This is a genomic window from Acidovorax sp. 100, assembly GCF_003688355.1.
Lineage (GTDB): Bacteria > Pseudomonadota > Gammaproteobacteria > Burkholderiales > Burkholderiaceae_C > Acidovorax > Acidovorax delafieldii.
Window position 1 is genome coordinate 3000687 of record NZ_REFD01000001.1, and the last position, 17750, is coordinate 3018436.

Sequence of the window (17750 nt, forward strand, 5' to 3'; positions counted from 1 at the left end):
CTTCCCTCGATTCCTGGCGCCTCCTTCCTGCCTCATCAACGCTGCTTTGCCGTGCGCGCGAGCGCTCATTCCATGAACATGACTTCCACAGATTTCTGGCCTGGTTGCGGGTTTTCTGCCCTGTTGCGCGATACGCGGGGATGGTTGGTACCGACCGATGAATACTTGTGTTGGCTGCTGGCCCGCCCAGAGTTGGCGTTGGTGCCCGAGTCCTGCGCGGCGGAGCGGGCATTGAACGCATCACTGGGTGTTACCCCTGCGCGCAAGGTATCTGGAGAAGAACTTGCGGCTCTGCAGGACAGTGACGCCCGCGAAAACTACACCGTGTTCCTGCGCTTCCGCGATGGCCTGCTGGCCGCCGGCACGCTGGAGGCCTACTACCTGCAGCTCATGCGCAGTGGGTCGGTGAACGTGCCCGTCGTGTTCATTGACGCTGTGGTGCAGGCCCTGCTGCGCAACGTGCTGGATGACCGCAACGACGCCTTCGAAGCCCGCGCCGCCGAGATGCTGTTTCGCCCGCAACGTATTACCTTGCAAGACGGGCAAATGCTGGCAGGCGACCGTGCGACGCTCGACATGCTCAACGAAACTGCGGGCCTGGGCGAGGTGGGACGCTTGCTGTTGCAAAGCGGTGCGCTACAGCCCACCGCGCAGGTCAAGGTGCTGTCGGCCGACAACGCGGCGCAATATTGGCGGGAGAGTGACCGCCACCACTTTCTGCTCGACCTGACCCATGAGCTGACACAGGACCTGAGCCATGGCCTGACCTTCAAGATGACCCGCGCCCGCTCGGGCCTCAAGGCGCTGGCGCGGGTGCTGGAGCGCTGGGTCGCCCACCTGCTGGGCGTGCAGGTGTTGATCGAGCCTGTGCACGAGGTCACCGACAGCGCCTGGCGCTGGCATGTGGGGCTGGATGTGGAGTCCACCGCCATCCTCAACGACCTGTACCAGGACCGGCCCGTGGAGTCTGAGCGCATGGCGCGGCTGGTGAGCCTGTTCACGCTGACCTTTGCCAACCCGGCCGAGATGCGCGCCGATGTGGCGGGCAAGCCGGTGTATCTGGGGTTGGCGACCAACGCCGAGGGTGTGATGCGCATCAAGCCGCAGAACCTCTTGCTCAATCTGCCGCTGGCATCGCCATCTTGATTGCTATTGAATCAATAGCTGCTAGCGCATGAAAAATATGCGCTAGCGGCCAATTTGATTCAAATTTCTCCCTGACGGATGACAACCAAGTGCCGTGCGCTCATCCAATGGTCATCAGGCTCGCATTGCCCCCTGCCGCCGCCGTGTTCACGCTCAACGCGCGTTCGATGAGCAGGCGCTCCAGCGGGATATCGGTCGCGCCGGGCTGGAGCGCAGTCACGCCCACGATGGGTCCGGTGCGGCGAGCGAGGGCGGTGCACACCGCATGCAGGGATGGGGCGTCGCCATGGTGCAGCACGGCGTCCAGCGCCTGCGTGCCGTCGTTCAGTGTGTTGTCTTGTAGCAGAACCTGCGCCTGCACCAGCGTGGGTAGCTGTGTGCGGAGGTGGGCCTGGGCCGTGGGCCACAGGGCGGTGCCGCCGCTGGCAAGCACGGCAGCCGTCTGCACCAGGAGGTCGTCCGTGCTTTGCGCCAGACACAGCACGCGGGCACGGGGCGCCAGGGTGTAGACGTTGCGCTCTCCGGTGGGGCCGGGCAGGGTGCGAGCGGTGCCGCTTTGGGTTTGCTGGGCGAAGCGCTGGCAGGTGGCGGTCAGCGCGGTATTGCCTTGTTGCAGCGCCCATTGCTCCAGCGTGGTCAGCGGTGCCAGCAGGCGCTCGCGTCGCTCTGTGTCGGGTGGGCTGGTGCGGTCGGCCTCGGCAAAGGTGCGGGCCAGCGCATCGGCCGGGCGCTGCGATAGCAGGCGCAGCAGGTACAGCGGCCCACCTGCCTTGGGCCCCGTGCCCGACAGGCCTTCGCCGCCAAAGGGCTGCACGCCCACCACGGCGCCCACCATGTTGCGGTTGACGTACACGTTGCCAGCATGGGCGCGGTTGACCACGCGGGCAATGGTTTCGTCGATGCGGGTGTGCACGCCCTGCGTCAGGCCGTAGCCGGTGGCGTTGATCTGGTCGAGCAGCTGGTCCAGGTCGTTGCGGGCGTAGCGCACCAGGTGCAGTACCGGGCCGAACACTTCGCGCTGCAGCTCGCCGATGTGGTTCAGCTCGATCAGGGTAGGGGGCACAAAAGTGCCCTGTGCACTGACGGCAGAAACGTGATTCGGGTGCTGGAACACGCGGTGGCCTTGGGCCTTGAATTTGTCGATGTGCTGGGCGATGCCTGCCTGTGCCTCGGCATCAATGACGGGGCCCACGTCCGCACGCAACTCGGCGGGGTTGCCGACGCGCAGTTCGCCCATGGCGCCTTGCAGCATCTCGACCACGCGGTCGGCGGCTTCTTCCTGCACGCACAGCACACGCAGCGCGGAGCAGCGCTGGCCTGCGCTGTCAAAGGCGGACGACACGGCGTCGCCCACCACCTGTTCCACCAAGGCGGATGAGTCCACGATCATCGCGTTCTGCCCACCCGTTTCGGCAATCAGCGGGATGGGGCGGCCTGCAGCGTCCAAGCGCCCGGCCCCGGTGCGCTGCAGGATGCGTGCCACTTCGGTGGAGCCGGTGAACATCACGCCCATCACGCGGGCGTCGCCAATCAGGCGGGCGCCCACGGTCTCGCCCTGGCCGGGCAGCAGTTGCACGGCGGCACGGGGCACACCGGCCTGCCACAGCAGGCGCACTGCCTCGGCGGCGATCAGCGGGGTTTGCTCGGCGGGCTTGGCCAGCACGGGGTTGCCTGCGGCCAGCGCTGCCGCCACCTGGCCCATGAAGATGGCGAGCGGGAAGTTCCAGGGGCTGATGCAGGCCACGGGGCCCAGCGGGAGGTGGGTGGTGTTGTCGAAGGTGCTTTGCACCTGGACCGCGTAGTAGCGCAGAAAGTCCACCGCCTCGCGCACCTCGGCGATGGCGTTGCTGGCGCTCTTGCCCGCTTCGCGCATCAGCAGGCCCAGCAGGGGCTGCATGCGGGCCTCCAGAAGGTCAGCGGTGGCCAGCAGGGCGGCGGCGCGTGCCACGGGTGGTGTGGCGGCCCAAGGGGCTGCGGCGGTCTGGGCGTGGGCCAGTGCCTGGTCCACATCGGCGGTAGTGGCTTCTTGCACGGTACCCACCACATCGCTGTGGTCGGCGGGGTTGCGCACGGGCTGCATGGGGCCTGCGGGGGCATCGGCGCCCAGCAGGGGGGCGGAGGTCCAGGCATGGGTGGCAGTGGCTTGAAGGGTGGTGGCCAGCTCGGTCAGCGTGTTTTCGTTCGACAGGTCCAGCCCGCGGGAGTTGCTGCGGTGCGCGCCATACAGGCCCTGGGGCGTGGCAATGCGCGGGTGAGGCAAGCCCGCAGTGCCTTCTGCCGCAGCTTGCTGGTCTACTACTTGCACGGGGCTGCGTACCAGCTCATCCAGCGCAATCGTTTCATCGGCAATGCGGTTCACAAACGAGGTGTTGGCGCCGTTCTCCAGCAGGCGGCGCACCAGGTAGGCCAGCAGGGTTTCGTGCGTGCCCACGGGGGCGTAGATGCGGCAGGGGCGGCCGAGCTTGCCCGCGGTGATGGCACCCACCACCTGCTCATACAGCGGCTCGCCCATGCCGTGCAGGCACTGGAATTCGTATTGCCCTGCGTAGTAGTTGCTGCCTGCCAGTTGGTAGATGGTGGCCACCGTCTCGGCGTTGTGGGTGGCGAACTGGGGGTACACGGCCTCGGGCGCGGCCAGCAGCTTGCGTGCGCAGGCGATGTACGAAATGTCGGTGTGCACCTTGCGGGTGTAGACGGGGTAGTCCTCCAGCCCATCGACCTGGGCACGCTTGATTTCGCTGTCCCAGTACGCGCCCTTGACCAGGCGCACCATCAGCCGGCGCTGGGTGCGGCGGGCCAAGTCCACCACGTAGTCGATGACGAAGGGGCAGCGCTTTTGGTAGGCCTGGATGACGAAACCAATGCCGTTCCAGCCCGCCAGCGTGGGCTCGTGGCACAGGCGCTCCAGCAGGTCCAGCGACAGCTCCAGGCGGTCGGTTTCTTCGGCGTCGATGTTCAGGCCAATGTCGTACTGCTTGGCCTGCGCGGTCAGGCGCAACACCAGCGGGTACAGCTCATCCATCACACGGCCAAACTGTGCGCGGTTGTAGCGCGGGTGCAGGGCCGAGAGCTTGATGGAGATGCCTGGGCCTTCGTAGATGCCGCGCCCGGCAGAGGCCTTGCCAATCGCATGGATGGCCTGCTCGTACGAGGCGTAGTAGTGCTTGGCGTCTTCGCTGGTCAGCGCGGCCTCGCCCAGCATGTCGTACGAATAGCGAAAGCCCTCGGCCTCCATCATGCGTGCGTTGCGCAGGGCCTCATCAATGGTCTCGCCGGTCACAAATTGCTCGCCCATCATGCGCATGGCCATGTCCACGCCCTTGCGGATCAGCGGCTCGCCGCCCTTGCCGATCAGGCGGCTGAGCGAGTTGCCCAGGCTGCCTTCGCTGTGCGTGGCCACCAGCTTGCCGGTGATGAGCAGGCCCCAGGTGGCGGCGTTGACGAACAGCGACGGGCTCTTGCCCAGGTGGGCATCCCACTGGCCGTGGCTGATCTTGTCGCGAATCAGCGCATCGCGTGTGGCCTTGTCGGGGATGCGCAGCAGCGCCTCGGCCAGGCACATCAGCGCCACGCCTTCTTGCGACGACAGCGAAAACTCCTGCAGCAGCCCCTGCACGATGCCCGCGCGCCCGGCGCTGGCCTTGCGTTCGCGCAGCGCCTTGGCAATGCGCAGCGCCAATTGCTCGGCGGACGCCGCTTGATCGGCAGGCAGGCGGGCCTGGGCCAGCAGCGGGGCCAGGGCCTCGGGCTCGGGGCGGCGGGTGGCGGCGGTGATGGCAGCGCGCAGCGGGTTGTTCAGCGGTGTGCGGGGCGCGAAGTCGGCAAACGGGGCGGAGGGCTGCGTCATGGCGGTGTCTTTCAGGGATTTGGCGGAGCCCAACACGGTGGGAAGTGTTGGTTGGGCGCGTTATTGGCGATGATCCTTGGGTTGGCGATGAATAAATGGTCGAAAATTGGCATTGAAGCCGAATAAAAATCTAATCAACATGCAAACAGAACCCGATCTGGACCGGATTGACCGCAAGATACTGTCAATCCTGCAGGAGGACGGCCGTATTGCCAACCTCAAACTGGCCGAGGCGGTGGCCCTGTCGCCCACGGCCGTGCTGGCGCGCGTGCAGCGCCTCACGCGCGATGGCTTCATCCTGGGCTACGAGGCGCGCCTGAACCCTCTGAAGCTGGGCGCGGGCATGTTGGTGTTTGTGGAGGTGCTGCTGGACCGCACCACTCCCAACGTGTTCGACCAGTTCAAGGCCGCCGTGCAGGTGCACCCCGAGATCATGGAGTGCCACATGGTGGCGGGCGGGTTTGACTACCTGCTCAAGACGCGATCGGCCGATATGAATGCCTACCGCGTGTTTGCGGGCAATGTGCTGTGGCAACTGCCCGGCGTGCGCGAGACGCGGACCTATGCGGTGATGGAAGAGGTCAAGCACACCAACCACCTGTACCTGCGCTGACTCCACACCATGCGCGTACACCCACCGGATTGGCGGTGCTGGCAGAAGCCCGCATAATTCTCGGCAGATCTGCTTGCATGAGGAGCTACAACATGACGACCGCTTTCCCCTATGCCGCCGCAGCCCTGGTGGCTGCCCTGTTCAGCCAGACGGCCGCTGCATCCTGCTACGTCGTCTATGGCCCTGACAAGGACATCGTGTACCGTGCTCCGGTGCCGCCGGTGGACATGTCACGGCAGATCCACGAAACCCTGCCCCTGGTGGCCCCGGGCTCGACCCTCGTGTTTTCGCCCGACAACTTTGGCTGCGAGCTCACCATCAACAAGCTGCCACTCACGGCCGTGTCCGCGCCCGGGGGCATGCGGCCTGCGCGCGCTGACCGGGGCTGAAACGGACAGTTCGCAGGGGTGCGGCCAGTGGGCGTGCCGCGCCTGAGACAATCGGGGGATGAGCGAACCGAAAGAACTATCCCCCTCGTTTGAACCCACCGAGCAGAATTCCCAAAGCGACCTGCCCGAAGGCTGGCTGCACGTGCAGTCCATGGACCTGGACGCCCAGGGCGTTGCCCGCAAGCCCGACGGCAAGGTGGTCTTTATCGATGGTGCCTTGCCATTCGAGCTGGTCACCGCCAACACCCACCGCAAGAAGAACAACTGGGAGCAGGCCAGCCTGGTAGCGATCCACCGCGAGTCGTCCCAGCGCGTGCGGCCGGATTGCCCCCACTTTGGCCTGCACGCAGGCGCCTGTGGCGGCTGCAAGATGCAGCACTTGCACGTGGGCGCGCAGGTGGCCGTCAAGCAGCGGGTGCTGGAAGACAACCTCTGGCATCTGGGCAAGGTCAAGGCCGAGACCATGCTGCGTCCCATCGAAGGGCCCGCCTGGGGCTACCGTTACCGTGCCCGCCTGGCGGTGCGCCACGTGATCAAGAAGGGCCAGGTCCTGGTGGGCTTTCATGAGCGCAAGAGCCGCTACATCGCCGACATGCAGACCTGCAAGATCTTGCCCCCGCATGTCGATGCCATGCTGATGCCCCTGCGCGCACTGATTGCCAGCCTGGATGCCCGCGACACCTGCCCACAGATCGAACTGGCCTGCGGCGACACCGTGACCGCGCTGGTGCTGCGCCACCTGGAGCCGCTGAGCACCGATGACATCGCCCGGCTGCGCGCCTTTGCGGCGGAGCACCATGTGCAATGGTGGCTGCAGCCCAAGGGCCCGGACACGGTGAAGCTGCTGGACGAGGGCGGCGAGCAGCTGTCGTACGCACTGCCGGACTTCGGCATCACCATGCCTTTCAAGCCCACGGACTTCACCCAGGTGAACCCGCACATCAACCGCGTGCTGGTGAGCCGCGCGCTGCGCCTGCTGGACGTGCAACCGCGCGAACGCGTGATCGACTGGTTCTGTGGCCTGGGCAACTTCACGCTGCCCCTGGCCACGCAGGCGCGCGAGGTGCTGGGCATCGAGGGCAGCGAGGCCCTGGTGGCCCGCTCGCGTGAGAACTATGCATTGAATCAGGCCCAAGCGCCGGACCACAAAGCGCTGGCAGCTACGGATTTTGTAGCGCGCAACCTGTTCGAGATGACGCCCGAGATGCTGGTGGCCGACGGCGCTGCCGACAAGTGGCTGGTGGACCCGCCACGCGAAGGGGCGTTTGCGCTGGCCAAGGCGCTGGCGGACATTGAACAGGCCCGCATTGGCGCCGAGGGCTCTGGCCCCTTGCCCGCAGGGGCCGAAGGCTGGACGCCCCCGAAGCGCATTGTGTACGTGAGCTGCAACCCAGCCACCCTGGCGCGCGATGCCGGGCTGCTGGTGCATCTGGCCGGCTACCGGTGCACGGCGGCGGGCATGATCAATATGTTCCCGCACACGGCCCATGTGGAGAGCATGGCGGTGTTCGAGCGGGTCTGAGTCCGGTTGCCATAAAGAGGCTTCAGGAAGGGTAGGGCGCAGCCCTCCGTCCCGTAGCCTTGCCTCCCCCGCGCGATATCAGCTGCGGTTGCGGCTGGCTGCGGGGTCGCGGGGTTCGGTTTCGATGTCGGGTGCGCGTTCGCTGCGTTCGGGCTTTTCCACCTTGCCCAGCACCGAGGGCGTGCCCTCGATCTTGTTCTCACGCATGTAGGCGTCCATGTCCTTCCAGCCTGCAAACACCGAGGCCTTGGACGCCTTGGGGTTGAGGGTGTAGCAGTCTTCCAGCCCCCGCAGTGCGTGGCGGCAGGCACCGCCAATGGCCTTGGCCTCGGCATCGCGTTGCGCCACGCGCGGGTCAGGGCCCAGGCCCGGGATCTTGTCGCAGCCAGCAAGCAGCAACAGGCCCGCCAGAACCATCAGGCGCAATGCGGTGGAGGGGCTTTGTGGATACATGTACTTGCATTATCGGCACACTGGCCGCGCTATTGAGGCTTGATCTTGGCGCATGGCCCACAAAAAAGGCTCCCGAGGGAGCCTTTTGATGGAGGTCAAGGGACTGGGAGGGCTCAGTCGCGCTCGCCACCCATGATGCCCAGCAGGGCCAGCAGGCTCTGGAACACGTTGAAGATGTCCAGGTACAGGGCCAGCGTGGCGCTTATGTAGTTGGTTTCGCCACCGTCCAGGATCTGCTTCAGGTCATACAGCATGTAGGCGCTGAAGATGCCGATGGCCAGCATCGAGATCACCATCATGCCCGCGCCGGAGCCCACGAACACATTGATGATGCCGCCCACCATGAGCACCAGGGCGCCCACCATGAGCCACTTGCCCATGCCCGACAGGTCACGCTTGATGACGCTGGCCAGGCTGGCCATCACGAAGAACACACCGGCCGTGCCGGCAAAGGCCGTCATGATGAGGTCGGTGCCGTTCTTGAAGCCCAGCACCATGCCGATCATGCGCGACAGCATCAGGCCCATGAAGAACGTGAAGGCCAGCAGCACCGGCACGCCAGCGGCCGAGCGCTTGGTCTTTTCGATGGCGAACATGAAGCCGAACGCGCCGCCCAGGAACACGATCAGGCCCAGGCCGCCGGTCAGCGAGCGGGTGATGCCGGTGGCCACGCCGATCCAGGCGCCCAGCACCGTGGGGATCATGCTCAGGGCCAGCAGCCAGTACGTATTGCGAAGCACCTTGTGGCGCTCTTCCTGCGAGATGCCATAGCCCGCAGAGTGGCCCAGGGTGGTGACTTGGTCATTCATCTTGTGTCTCTCCTTGTTGGCCTGCACGACGCAGACATCACAAATTCTAGGTGGTGATGCTTTTTTGCTTTGCAATGACCGCACCCGGTCACCTACTTTTGGTAAGGATACTTTCACCCTGGCTGAGGGCAACGGCGCCGGGGATGCCGGTATGCTCGGCTCTCTTTGCGTGCCGGGGCGGCCTGTGCGGCCCGGTTTCCTCTCCCACTTTCGGATCCTTTCATGAAAACCAAGCACGAACTCGAACTGGCCGACGTCAAGGCCGTGGCCGCCGCCGCTGAAGCCGAGGCCCTCAAGAACAACTGGGCTGTGACCATCGCCATCGTGGACGATGGCGGCCACCTGCTGTGGCTGCAGCGCCTGGACGGTGCCGCAGCCGTGTCATCGCACATCGCTCCTTCCAAGGCCCGCACGGCCGCTCTGGGCCGCCGCGAAAGCAAGGTCTACGAGGACGTGATCAACGGCGGCCGTACCTCGTTCCTGAGCGCGCCCACCATTGACGGCCTGCTCGAAGGCGGCGTGCCGATCATGAAGGACGGCCAGTGCCTGGGTGCGGTGGGCGTGAGCGGCGTGAAGTCCACCGAAGATGCACAGATCGCCCGCGCGGGCATTGCAGCCCTGGGCCTCTGATTCGGGGGCTCCTTGCAGGGAGTGTGGTTGCTATTATTTTGATAGCTTCGAGCGCATGTTCCATCAGCGCATGGGGCTGAAAACGCTTCAAAACCCTCTGTGAGCATGAAAAAACCGGCCTGTGGGCCGGTTTTTTGTTGGCAGGGTCGGGGGCAGCAAAAAAAGCCTGGCTACGCGGGAGCAAACCCGTTGGCTGGCAAAAACGACCCTTGCGAGCTTGTTGCAAGCCCGGGAGTCGCCCCACGATGAAACTATTTGGTCAGGATGAGCTTGCCCAGCTTGGTGGCCTGCAGGCGGTACACCGAGCCGTTGTGGCTGATGGCGACGGTCTTGTGCCCTTGCAGCAGCACGCTGCTGTCCAGTGCAGCAGTGGCGCAATGCGCACCGGACGACGGGGCCTCGCCAGATGCCGAGGCGTCTGCGGAGTCAGCCGGCGCGGCGCGGCGGAGCGGGGCGGAGGTCAGGGAGGCTTGCATGGAGTTTTCCTGGGTCATTGCAGTGCGTTTTGTTAATGATAACGATTCGCAATTACAAGTCAAGCGAACGGTGTGTTTCTTTTTGTTCTTGGTTCCGCCCTGCATCCGATGCAAGGGCGAGGCGTTGAGCAGCGCCCTGGGCGCGGGGCAAGGGTTCGTGCGCCCTGGGCGCAGTGCAGGGGGCTGCGAGCCCGCTGCACGGGCCCTGCGTTCCCTGGTGCCCGCCAGCGCGCCCACGACGGGTGGGCTGGCCAAGATGGGCAGGGACTGTGCCGGTGACTTTCGCCGTGTCTTTACTGGCCCTGCGGGTCGGTTACAAACCCGATCTTGCGCACGCCAGCGCGTTGCGCGGCCGCCATGGCCTGGGCCACAAATTCGTAGCGCACGTTCTTGTCGCCACGGATGTGGAGGTCCGGCTGGGGCTCCTTGGCGGCTTCGGCCTGCAGGCGGGGGAAGAGTTCTTCTTCCGACACCTGGGACTCGTTCCAGAAGAACTTGCCATCGGCCGACACCGACAGGCGCACAGTCTCGGGCTTGACGTTTTCGGGCTGGTTGGTGGCGCGGGGCAGGTCCACGTTCACCGCGTGTTTCATCACCGGCACGGTGATGATGAAGATGATGAGCAGCACCAGCATGACGTCCACCAGGGGCGTCATATTGATCTCGTTCATCACGTCATCGGTGTCGTCTTGGGTTCCAAAGGCCATGGCTTAGCCGCCTTTCTTCATGGGCAGCACCTTGCCGGGCTCGCCAGCGTTCACGCGGGCGCCGGTCACAAAGTAGGCGTGCAGGTCATGGGCAAAGCTGTTCAGGCCATTCAAGATGGACTTGTTGCCGCGCACCAGCGCGTTGTAGCCCAGCACCGCCGGGATGGCCACGGCCAGGCCCAGCGCGGTCATGATCAGCGCTTCACCGATGGGGCCGGCCACCTTGTCGATGGTGGACTGGCCCGAGGTGCCGATGGCCAGCAGCGCATGGTAGATGCCCCACACGGTGCCGAACAGGCCGATGAACGGGGCGGTGGAGCCCACCGACGCCAGGATGGCCAAGCCCGAGGACAGGCGGGCGGTGAACTCGTCGATGCAGTTGCGCAGGCAGCGGGTGACCCAGTCGCTCACGTCCAGGCTGTCGTGCAGGTGGGCCTTGGTGTTGCGGTGGTGGGCGGTGGCTTCGCGGCCTTCCAGCGCCAGGTGGCGGAAGGGGTTGGTCGGGTCGGCGCCCAGCTTGGTCAAGCCCGCGGCAAAGTCCTCGCTGTGCCAGAAGTCCTGGGCGGCGCGGGCGTGTTTTTTGAACTTGATGATGTCCAGTGCCTTGATGAGGATGACGATCCACGAGGCCAGCGACATGGCCAGCAGCAGGATGGCGACGGCGCGGGTGACAAAGTCACCCTGGATCCAGACGTTGGCGATGCCGAATTGCGATTCCATGAAAACTCCCTGAGCGGTGATTGGTTTATTCGAGAACAAAGTTGACGGGGACGAGGTTCCACATGGCCTCGGGCACGCCGTTGCGTTTGCCGGGCACAAAGCGCCAGCGCATCACGGCGTCCTGGGCCTGGCGGTCCAGCCGGTCAAAGCCGCTGGACTTGTTGACCTCGACCTTTTGCGGCACGCCATCGGTGCCGATGAGCACCCTGAGCACCACCTTGCCTTGCTCGCCCATGCGTTTGCTGATGGCCGGGTAGCTGGGCTTGGGGTTGTTGAGATAGGCCGCGTCGCTGGACGGCAGCTCGATCTTGGGTGGTGCGGGTGGTGCCGGGGGCGCAGGCGCGGGGGCCGGGGGCGCCACGGGGGCCTCGATGGGCGGTGCGGGCGGCTGGGGCGTGGTGATGCCGGTGGGGGCATTGGGCGCTGGCGTGGGGTCGGCAATGGCGACGGGCATCGGTGCCGGGCGCGGCGCGGCCTTGGGCGCTGGCTTGGGAGGGGGTGGTGGTGCCGGTGGCGGCGGGGTGACCTTGGGCGGGGCGGGCGGCGCGATGAATTCGCTGAGCAGTTCGGCCGGCACGATCACCTCGGCCGCCTTGCGCACCAGGCCGGACTGCAGGGCCCAGATGCCCGCCACATGCAGCGCCACCACGGAGCCGACGATCACGGCATTGCGGCTCACACCGCCAGGGGGGGCGAAACGATCAGGGTGAGACATAAATAGAAAGGAAGGGCAGCGCCGCCCCTAGCATAGGGCGGACGTTGCCGGGTAAACCCGGATTATTTGCGAAAGATCCACCAGGCCGAACCTGCGACCAGGATCAGGCTGCCTGCGAGGGTAGAGAGGAGTTCCATGACTTGCTTTCCAGGATGGAGCTGGCAAGCTGGATCGTCTGCGGCGCCGCATCGTTGCGCAAGGCGGCTACCGGGTTCGAGACACTGCACTGCGCCACCACGTCGCGGGCGCAGCTTTCGCAGCATCCGCATTGGGTGGCCACGCCCAGTTCGAACTGGATCTCATCGAAGCTCATGCCGGCACGGGCATGGCGGGCAATCTCACGGTCCGAAACCCGGCGGCAAACACAGACGATCATGGCGGCAGGCAGTGTGGCTGGCTGTTGAAAGGATGATTGAGATTATAAATACGAATCTATCGCATTTGCAATAAATCATTCCTGCCGACAGGGGGAAGGCACACCTGCCCGTGTGGAGCTGCCGACACCCCGGGCCTCAGATCGCGCCCGCTGCAGGCTCGTCGTGGCTGTCCAACAGCGCGGAAGTCGCTTCGGCAAGGGTGGAGCAGCCGGTCAAGGCCATGGCGACCTCCAATTCGTCGCGCAGCAGGCGCAGCACATGGGCCACGCCCGCCGCGCCCGCATTGGCCAGGCCCCAAATGGCAGGGCGACCCACCAGCACGGCCGATGCGCCCAGCGCCATGGCCTTGAGCACATCGGTGCCGCGCCGGATGCCGCCGTCCACCAGCACCGGCACCTTGCCCTGCACGGCCTGCACCACACGGGGCAGCGCGGTGGCGGTGGCAGGGGCCGTGTCCAGCGTGCGCCCGCCATGGTTGGACACGATGAGGCCCGCAGCGCCCAGCGACACGGCCTGGCGCGCGTCGGCGGGGTGCAGCACACCCTTGAGCAGCACCGGCAGCCGGGTGATGGACTGCAGCCACGCGATGTCGTCCCACGTGGGCGCATGGTGGAGCAGGCCGTCGAACAAGGCACTCTGGCCGGGGCCCAACGCAGAAGGGGTGGGTGCCTGCAGGCCTGCCAGGTTGACGGGGCCCACGCCGGGCGGAAGCCGAAAGCCCGCACGCCGTTCGCGGTCGCGCACGCCGCTGGTGGGGGCATCCACCGTGAGCACCAGGGCCTCATAGCCAGCCGCTTCGGCACGCTGCACCAGTGCCTGGGTGAAGCCACGGTCGGGTTGCAGGTAGAGCTGAAACCACAGCGGGCCGCGCCCCGGGTCGGGCAGGACGGCCTGGGCCACGCTCTCCAGCGACACGCTGGCCTGGGTGCTGAGCACCACGCCCGCGCCCAGCGCCGCTGCGGCATAGGCCATGGCCAGTTCGCCGTCGGGGTGCGCCAGGCGCTGGAAGGCCACGGGTGCGAGCAGGATGGGGTGCGCCAGCGTGCGGCCCAGCAGGGGCACCCGGGTGTGCCCACCCGCCAGCGGCCGCAGCACGCGGGGCCACAGGGGCAGGGCGTCCCAGGCGCTGCGGTTGGCGTGCAGGCTGATCTCGTCGGCCGCGCCGCCGCTGAAGTACGCCCAGGCGTTGTCGTCCAGCTGCGTGCGCGCGTGTTGCTCGTGGTCGGCCAGGGTGACCAGGCCCGGGGGGATGGTGTGCCGTGCAGGAAATTGGGTCATACAAACAAAAATAGCACCAAGCGCTAGTGGATCATGCGCTGGGTGCTATCAAAATAATAGTTCTTGCGGGGTGTCTCATACCCTCGGTCGCAGCCGTGGGGTAGGGGCCTGCGGTTCACACATCGGCCCACATGCGCAGCAGGTTGTGGTACGTGCCCGACAGCGCGATGGCCGACGGGTCGGTGTCGCCGTGGGTCTGGCGCAGCTTGAGCAGGGCCATGTCCATGTCGAACAGCAACTGGCGTTGCTCCAGCCCGCGCACCATGCTCTCCACCCAGAAGAAGCTGCTCACGCGGTGCCCGCGCGTGACCGGCGCGACCTGGTGCACGGTGCTGCTGGGGTACAGGATCATGTCGCCCGCAGGCAGCTTGATGCGCTTCTCGCCCAGGGCTTCGGCGATCACCAGCTCGCCACCGTCGTAGTCGTCGGGCGGCGTGAGGAACAGCGTGCACGACAGGTCGCTGCGCACCCAGCAGCTGTCGGCGCGGGAGTGCATGACGGCGCTGTCCACATGGTTGCCATAGTAGTTGGCGCCATCGCCATATTTGTTGAACAGCGGGTTGTAGATGCGGCGCGGCAGTGCGGCCGAAAAGAAGAGGGCGTTGCGATTCAACGCGGCCTTGACCAGGCCCTGGAGCTGGGCGGACAGCTCGCTGGCTTGTGCGAGCTGCAGGTTGTTTTTCTGGTGCACCGCCTGGCCGCCCGCGCTGCGGGCGCCGTCCACCCAGGGGGCGTCGGCCGCCCAGAGCTTTTGCCGGAAGAACGCGACCTCGTCGGCGGTGAGAACGTCTTGGATGTGCAGGAACATGGAGCCATTGTGAACCGGCCCCGGGCAGTGCCGGGGCCGGTTCATTCGAGGGACTTCAGAGGTGCGTCAGAAGCGTGTCTTCAGCGTCAGCTGCACAGCGCGCGGGGCGCCGGGCGTGTAGAAGCCGCGGTACAGGCCTTCGGCATACGTGCGGTCGAACAGGTTGCTGACGTTCAGCTTCAGCGAGGTCTTGTCGTCAAACGCGTACTCGGCCATGGCGTCCACCACGGCAAAGCCGCTGGCGTACACGGCGCGCGAGCCCTCGGGGTTCTGCTTGGCGCGGTATGTCAGGCCAGCACCCACACGCAGCTTGGAGGTGACGGCGTAGGTGCTCCACACGCTGCCGCTGTGCTTGGGCGTGAGGCCGGGTCGGTCACCCTGCACCTGCGCGCCGCCGCCGTTGGCGGCCAGCACCACGTTGCTCTTGTCGATCTTGGCCGACGGGATCCAGGTGTGGTTGAAGAACAGTTCCCACTTCGGCGTCAGGCGGCCCGCCAGGTTGAACTCCATGCCGGTGGCGTGGCGCTTGCCCGAGAGCAGTTCCTGCGCGGCGGCGGTGTCGGGGTCGGTGTTGCGCTCGTTGTACTTCTGGCTGTAGAAGGCGGCCACACCCAGCAGGGCGCGGCGCTCGAACAGCTCGAACTTGCCGCCGACTTCGATGTTGCGACTCTTTTCTGGGTCGGTGTTGGCGGTGCGTGCCGTGGTGGTGCCGGGGTTGCCAAACTGGTAGGTGTCGCCCGAGGTGTTGTACGAAGTGCCGTACGACAGGTAGTACGAGGTCAGCTCATCAGGCTGGAAGATCATGCCCACGCGGGGGCTGAACAGGCTGTCGGAGCGCGAGTTGCTCAGGCTGCCTGCGGCGTTGTGGTACGCGGCGCGGAAGTTGTCGTAGCGCAGGCCGCCAACCAGCTTGAGCGTGTCGCTCAGCGAGACCGTGTCCTGGAAGTACAGGCCCAGGTTGCGCGATGTGAACGTGTTCCACTGCACCGGCGCACGGCCGTCGGCCACCCATGCGCCGTCGTTGGGCGTGCCCACGGTGGTGGTGGGGCGGGTGGTGGTGTTGGCGTAGTTCTGGTTGCGCTTGGCGTCGTCGTCGTAGTAGTCCACGCCGGTCAGCACCGCGTGCTTCTTGCCACCCCAGTTGTAGGTGTTGCTGTAGTCGCTTTGCACCTGCAGCACATTGCTCTCGCCCACGCGGCCCTTGGAGCCACGGGTCAGCACGGTGTTGCTGTTGATCTGGTCCAGCGTGATGGCGCTGTTCTGGAAGCCGATGGTGCTGGCCAGAAGGTCGCGCTCGTACTTGCCGTAGCGCAGGCGCGTGGTCAGCTCGCCGCTGTCGTCAAAGCGGTGGATGTGGCCCAGCGTGACGTACTGCGATGTGGTGTCGTTGTGGTCGCTGGCCAGGCCGTAGTACTTGCCGGCTTCCAGCGGCATGTTGATCTTGCCGTCGGCCGAGAGGCGCCAGGGGTGGTTGTAGAGCGGGCGGCCTTTGGATTCGAGGTAGTACAGCCCGACGGAGAACTCGTCGCGCGTGCCGATGCCCCAGGCAAAGGTGGGTGCAATGCCGCGCTTGTCCTGCTTGGCACCGTAGTTGTCGTACTCCTGCACCATGGCGTTCAGGCGGAAGGCCGAGTTCTCGCCCGTCACCCAGTTGAAGTCGCCGGTGGCGCGGTGGTACTTGCCGGTGCCCAGTGTGTAGCCGGCTTCGTGCTGGTCGATCAGCAGCGGGTACTTGTTGACCTGGTTGACCACGCCGCCGGTCGAGCCCTTGCCGAACAGCATGGAGGCCGATCCCTTGAGCACTTCGATGCGGTCGTTGTTGAAGGTGTCGCGCTCGATCAGCGGAGCGTCCTTCATGCCGTCCACGTAGATGTCGCCCGCCAGGCCCAGCGAGAAGCCGCGCAGGCGCACGTCTTCTTCACCGGTCTCGCCGGACTGGAAGGTCACGCCCGCCGTGGTGCGCAGCACTTCGCGGAAGTCGTCCTGGTTGCGGTCGTTCATCAGCTTTTCGGTGAACACCGTCACGGACTGGGGGATGTCCTTGATGTCCTGCTTGCCCTTGCCCACGGTGGTCTTCTTGATGAGCAGGGTGTCTTTGCCCTGGACTTCAGCGGCTTCCTTCACCGTCACGGTGGACAGGGTGGTCTCGGACGTGCCGGTCTGCGCCATGGCGCCCATCGAGGCGGCCAGCATCAGCGCGCCCAGTGGCAGCAAAGCCCTGTCGGATTGCGAAGCCTGGGGCGACAGGGTGGCGGGAGAAGCAACGAATGCGGGAGAAGAACGCAGCATGCCGCTGCGGCGCTGGGCGCGAGATTTAGCCAAGAGGGCCTCCGTCAATAGGGGTGTGCAGGTGGCGCGCAGGGGCACCAAGAGCAGGCGAGAGGCAGTGGCTAGATCAACATGGCTGTGCGTCGTCGTGCAGCTTTATGTTACATCAAATGCGGGTCATTCTCATTTGCATTGATGCGGGCGCGCCACACTTCGACAGGGTATGGGCGTAAAAAAACCGGCAGAGCCGGTTCTTTTACGGGTGCGACGCGGGTCGCAAAGCGCCAGGGCTTACTTGACGTGCTTGCCAATCAGGCCAGCCAGTTCAAACATGGAGACTTGGGGCTTGCCGAACAGCTCCTTGAGCTTGGCGTCGGCGTTGATGTTGCGCTTGTTGGTGGCGTCCTGCAGGTTGTTGGCCTTGATGTAGACCCACAGCTTGCTGATGATCTCCGTGCGCGGCAGAGGTGCCGAGCCCACCACAGCGGCCAGCGCAGGGCTGGGCGTGAGCGCCTTCATGAAAGCGGCGTTAGGGGTCCGCTTCTTGGCGGGTGCAGCGGCCTTCTTGGCTGCTGGGGCTGTGGTTGCCGGAGCTTTTTTTGCAGTTGCCATGTTGGGTTGTCCTTGTTGGGAATAAATTTTTACCAGCGAAAACGACGCTTTCCCACTGGCAGGCTGATGCTAATGGGAAAAAAACGCGTTTCCAAGGGAGAAACGGCTTTTTTTGCCTCGATTTGTAGCGGTGGCGCCGCGCACCCCGCAGAAATAGGCCGCCAAGGCGCGCCAGGCTTGACAAAGACGCGGCAGAGGGCGGGTTTCAAGTGTGGTTCCCCGGGGGCATCTTCTGGGGGCGGCGTTGGGCACCGCGTCTGGGGTGGTTGCTGCTGCAGCACAATCTTGCACAACAGATTTGCCGCTCAACGAACGCGGCTCGCCCGCAGGCGTGTACCCCGGCGGGGGGCGTTCGGTGTGGGGTTCGTGCTCGCCGCTGC

Annotated in this window: 17 protein-coding genes; 5 read left to right on the top strand and 12 right to left on the bottom strand. The window is 65.5% G+C overall.

All coding sequences use genetic code 11. From position 1 onward, the window contains the following. Positions 1 to 78: 78 nt before the first annotated feature. A complete protein-coding gene (locus tag C8C96_RS13860; protein ID WP_121944020.1) occupies positions 79 to 1146 on the top strand; it encodes a DUF6352 family protein in 1068 nt (355 codons plus the stop codon). A gap of 100 nt (positions 1147 to 1246) precedes the next feature. On the opposite strand, the gene putA is transcribed toward C8C96_RS13860, so the two are convergent. Continuing rightward, positions 1247 to 4993, bottom strand: a complete 3747-nt coding sequence (gene putA, locus C8C96_RS13865) for a trifunctional transcriptional regulator/proline dehydrogenase/L-glutamate gamma-semialdehyde dehydrogenase (protein ID WP_121942687.1) — start codon at positions 4991 to 4993, stop codon at positions 1247 to 1249. A gap of 139 nt (positions 4994 to 5132) precedes the next feature. On the opposite strand from putA, the gene C8C96_RS13870 reads away from it, so the two are divergent. The 3 genes from C8C96_RS13870 (at position 5133) to rlmD (ending at position 7517) form a co-directional block, all read left to right on the top strand. Beyond that, complete coding sequence (locus C8C96_RS13870) at positions 5133 to 5606, top strand: Lrp/AsnC ligand binding domain-containing protein (RefSeq protein WP_015014569.1); 474 nt, start codon at positions 5133 to 5135, stop codon at positions 5604 to 5606. 92 nt (positions 5607 to 5698) lie between these two features. After that, the gene (locus tag C8C96_RS13875; protein WP_099730513.1) at positions 5699 to 5995 is read left to right on the top strand and encodes a hypothetical protein; all 297 of its coding nucleotides are present in this window, start codon (positions 5699 to 5701) and stop codon (positions 5993 to 5995) included. A 58-nt stretch (positions 5996 to 6053) separates the two neighbouring features. Next, positions 6054 to 7517, top strand: coding sequence for a 23S rRNA (uracil(1939)-C(5))-methyltransferase RlmD (gene rlmD, locus C8C96_RS13880; RefSeq protein WP_121942688.1), 1464 nt, complete (start codon positions 6054 to 6056; stop codon positions 7515 to 7517). A gap of 78 nt (positions 7518 to 7595) precedes the next feature. Here the strand turns inward: rlmD and C8C96_RS13885 are convergent, their stop codons facing one another. Together C8C96_RS13885 and C8C96_RS13890 are read right to left on the bottom strand one after the other, a co-directional pair. After that, positions 7596 to 7970, bottom strand: coding sequence for a hypothetical protein (locus tag C8C96_RS13885; RefSeq protein ID WP_056063836.1), 375 nt, complete (start codon positions 7968 to 7970; stop codon positions 7596 to 7598). A gap of 113 nt (positions 7971 to 8083) precedes the next feature. Then, positions 8084 to 8779 (bottom strand): Bax inhibitor-1/YccA family protein, encoded by a 696-nt coding sequence (locus C8C96_RS13890; RefSeq protein WP_121942689.1) that lies wholly within the window; start codon positions 8777 to 8779, stop codon positions 8084 to 8086. Between the two features lie 222 nt (positions 8780 to 9001). Here C8C96_RS13890 and C8C96_RS13895 point away from each other — a divergent pair, with 222 nt between their 5' ends. Beyond that, positions 9002 to 9409: a heme-binding protein gene (locus tag C8C96_RS13895; RefSeq protein ID WP_015014564.1), complete on the top strand. Its 408-nt coding sequence runs from the start codon at positions 9002 to 9004 to the stop codon at positions 9407 to 9409. A 251-nt stretch (positions 9410 to 9660) separates the two neighbouring features. Here C8C96_RS13895 and hemP read toward each other — a convergent pair whose 3' ends face one another. The 9 genes from hemP to C8C96_RS13940 form a co-directional block, all read right to left on the bottom strand. Further along, entirely contained in the window at positions 9661 to 9885 is a 225-nt protein-coding gene (hemP, locus tag C8C96_RS13900) for a hemin uptake protein HemP (RefSeq protein WP_056746730.1), read from the bottom strand. A gap of 293 nt (positions 9886 to 10178) precedes the next feature. Further along, positions 10179 to 10592, bottom strand: a complete 414-nt coding sequence (locus C8C96_RS13905; protein WP_015014562.1) for a biopolymer transporter ExbD — start codon at positions 10590 to 10592, stop codon at positions 10179 to 10181. Positions 10593 to 10595: 3 nt separating this feature from the next. Further along, entirely contained in the window at positions 10596 to 11312 is a 717-nt protein-coding gene (locus C8C96_RS13910) for a MotA/TolQ/ExbB proton channel family protein (protein ID WP_056063831.1), read from the bottom strand. 25 nt (positions 11313 to 11337) lie between these two features. Then, complete coding sequence (locus C8C96_RS13915) at positions 11338 to 12027, bottom strand: energy transducer TonB (RefSeq protein WP_056063828.1); 690 nt, start codon at positions 12025 to 12027, stop codon at positions 11338 to 11340. Positions 12028 to 12130: 103 nt separating this feature from the next. Further along, complete coding sequence (locus C8C96_RS13920) at positions 12131 to 12403, bottom strand: bacterioferritin-associated ferredoxin (RefSeq protein ID WP_056063825.1); 273 nt, start codon at positions 12401 to 12403, stop codon at positions 12131 to 12133. Between the two features lie 136 nt (positions 12404 to 12539). Beyond that, complete coding sequence (locus C8C96_RS13925; RefSeq protein ID WP_121942690.1) at positions 12540 to 13682, bottom strand: alpha-hydroxy acid oxidase; 1143 nt, start codon at positions 13680 to 13682, stop codon at positions 12540 to 12542. Positions 13683 to 13797: 115 nt separating this feature from the next. After that, the gene (locus C8C96_RS13930) at positions 13798 to 14490 is read right to left on the bottom strand and encodes a Fe2+-dependent dioxygenase (protein WP_056063818.1); all 693 of its coding nucleotides are present in this window, start codon (positions 14488 to 14490) and stop codon (positions 13798 to 13800) included. A 66-nt stretch (positions 14491 to 14556) separates the two neighbouring features. Further along, complete coding sequence (locus C8C96_RS13935; protein ID WP_056063815.1) at positions 14557 to 16779, bottom strand: TonB-dependent siderophore receptor; 2223 nt, start codon at positions 16777 to 16779, stop codon at positions 14557 to 14559. A 270-nt stretch (positions 16780 to 17049) separates the two neighbouring features. Continuing rightward, positions 17050 to 17370, bottom strand: a complete 321-nt coding sequence (locus C8C96_RS13940; RefSeq protein WP_015014555.1) for an SWIB/MDM2 domain-containing protein — start codon at positions 17368 to 17370, stop codon at positions 17050 to 17052. Positions 17371 to 17750: the final 380 nt, after the last annotated feature.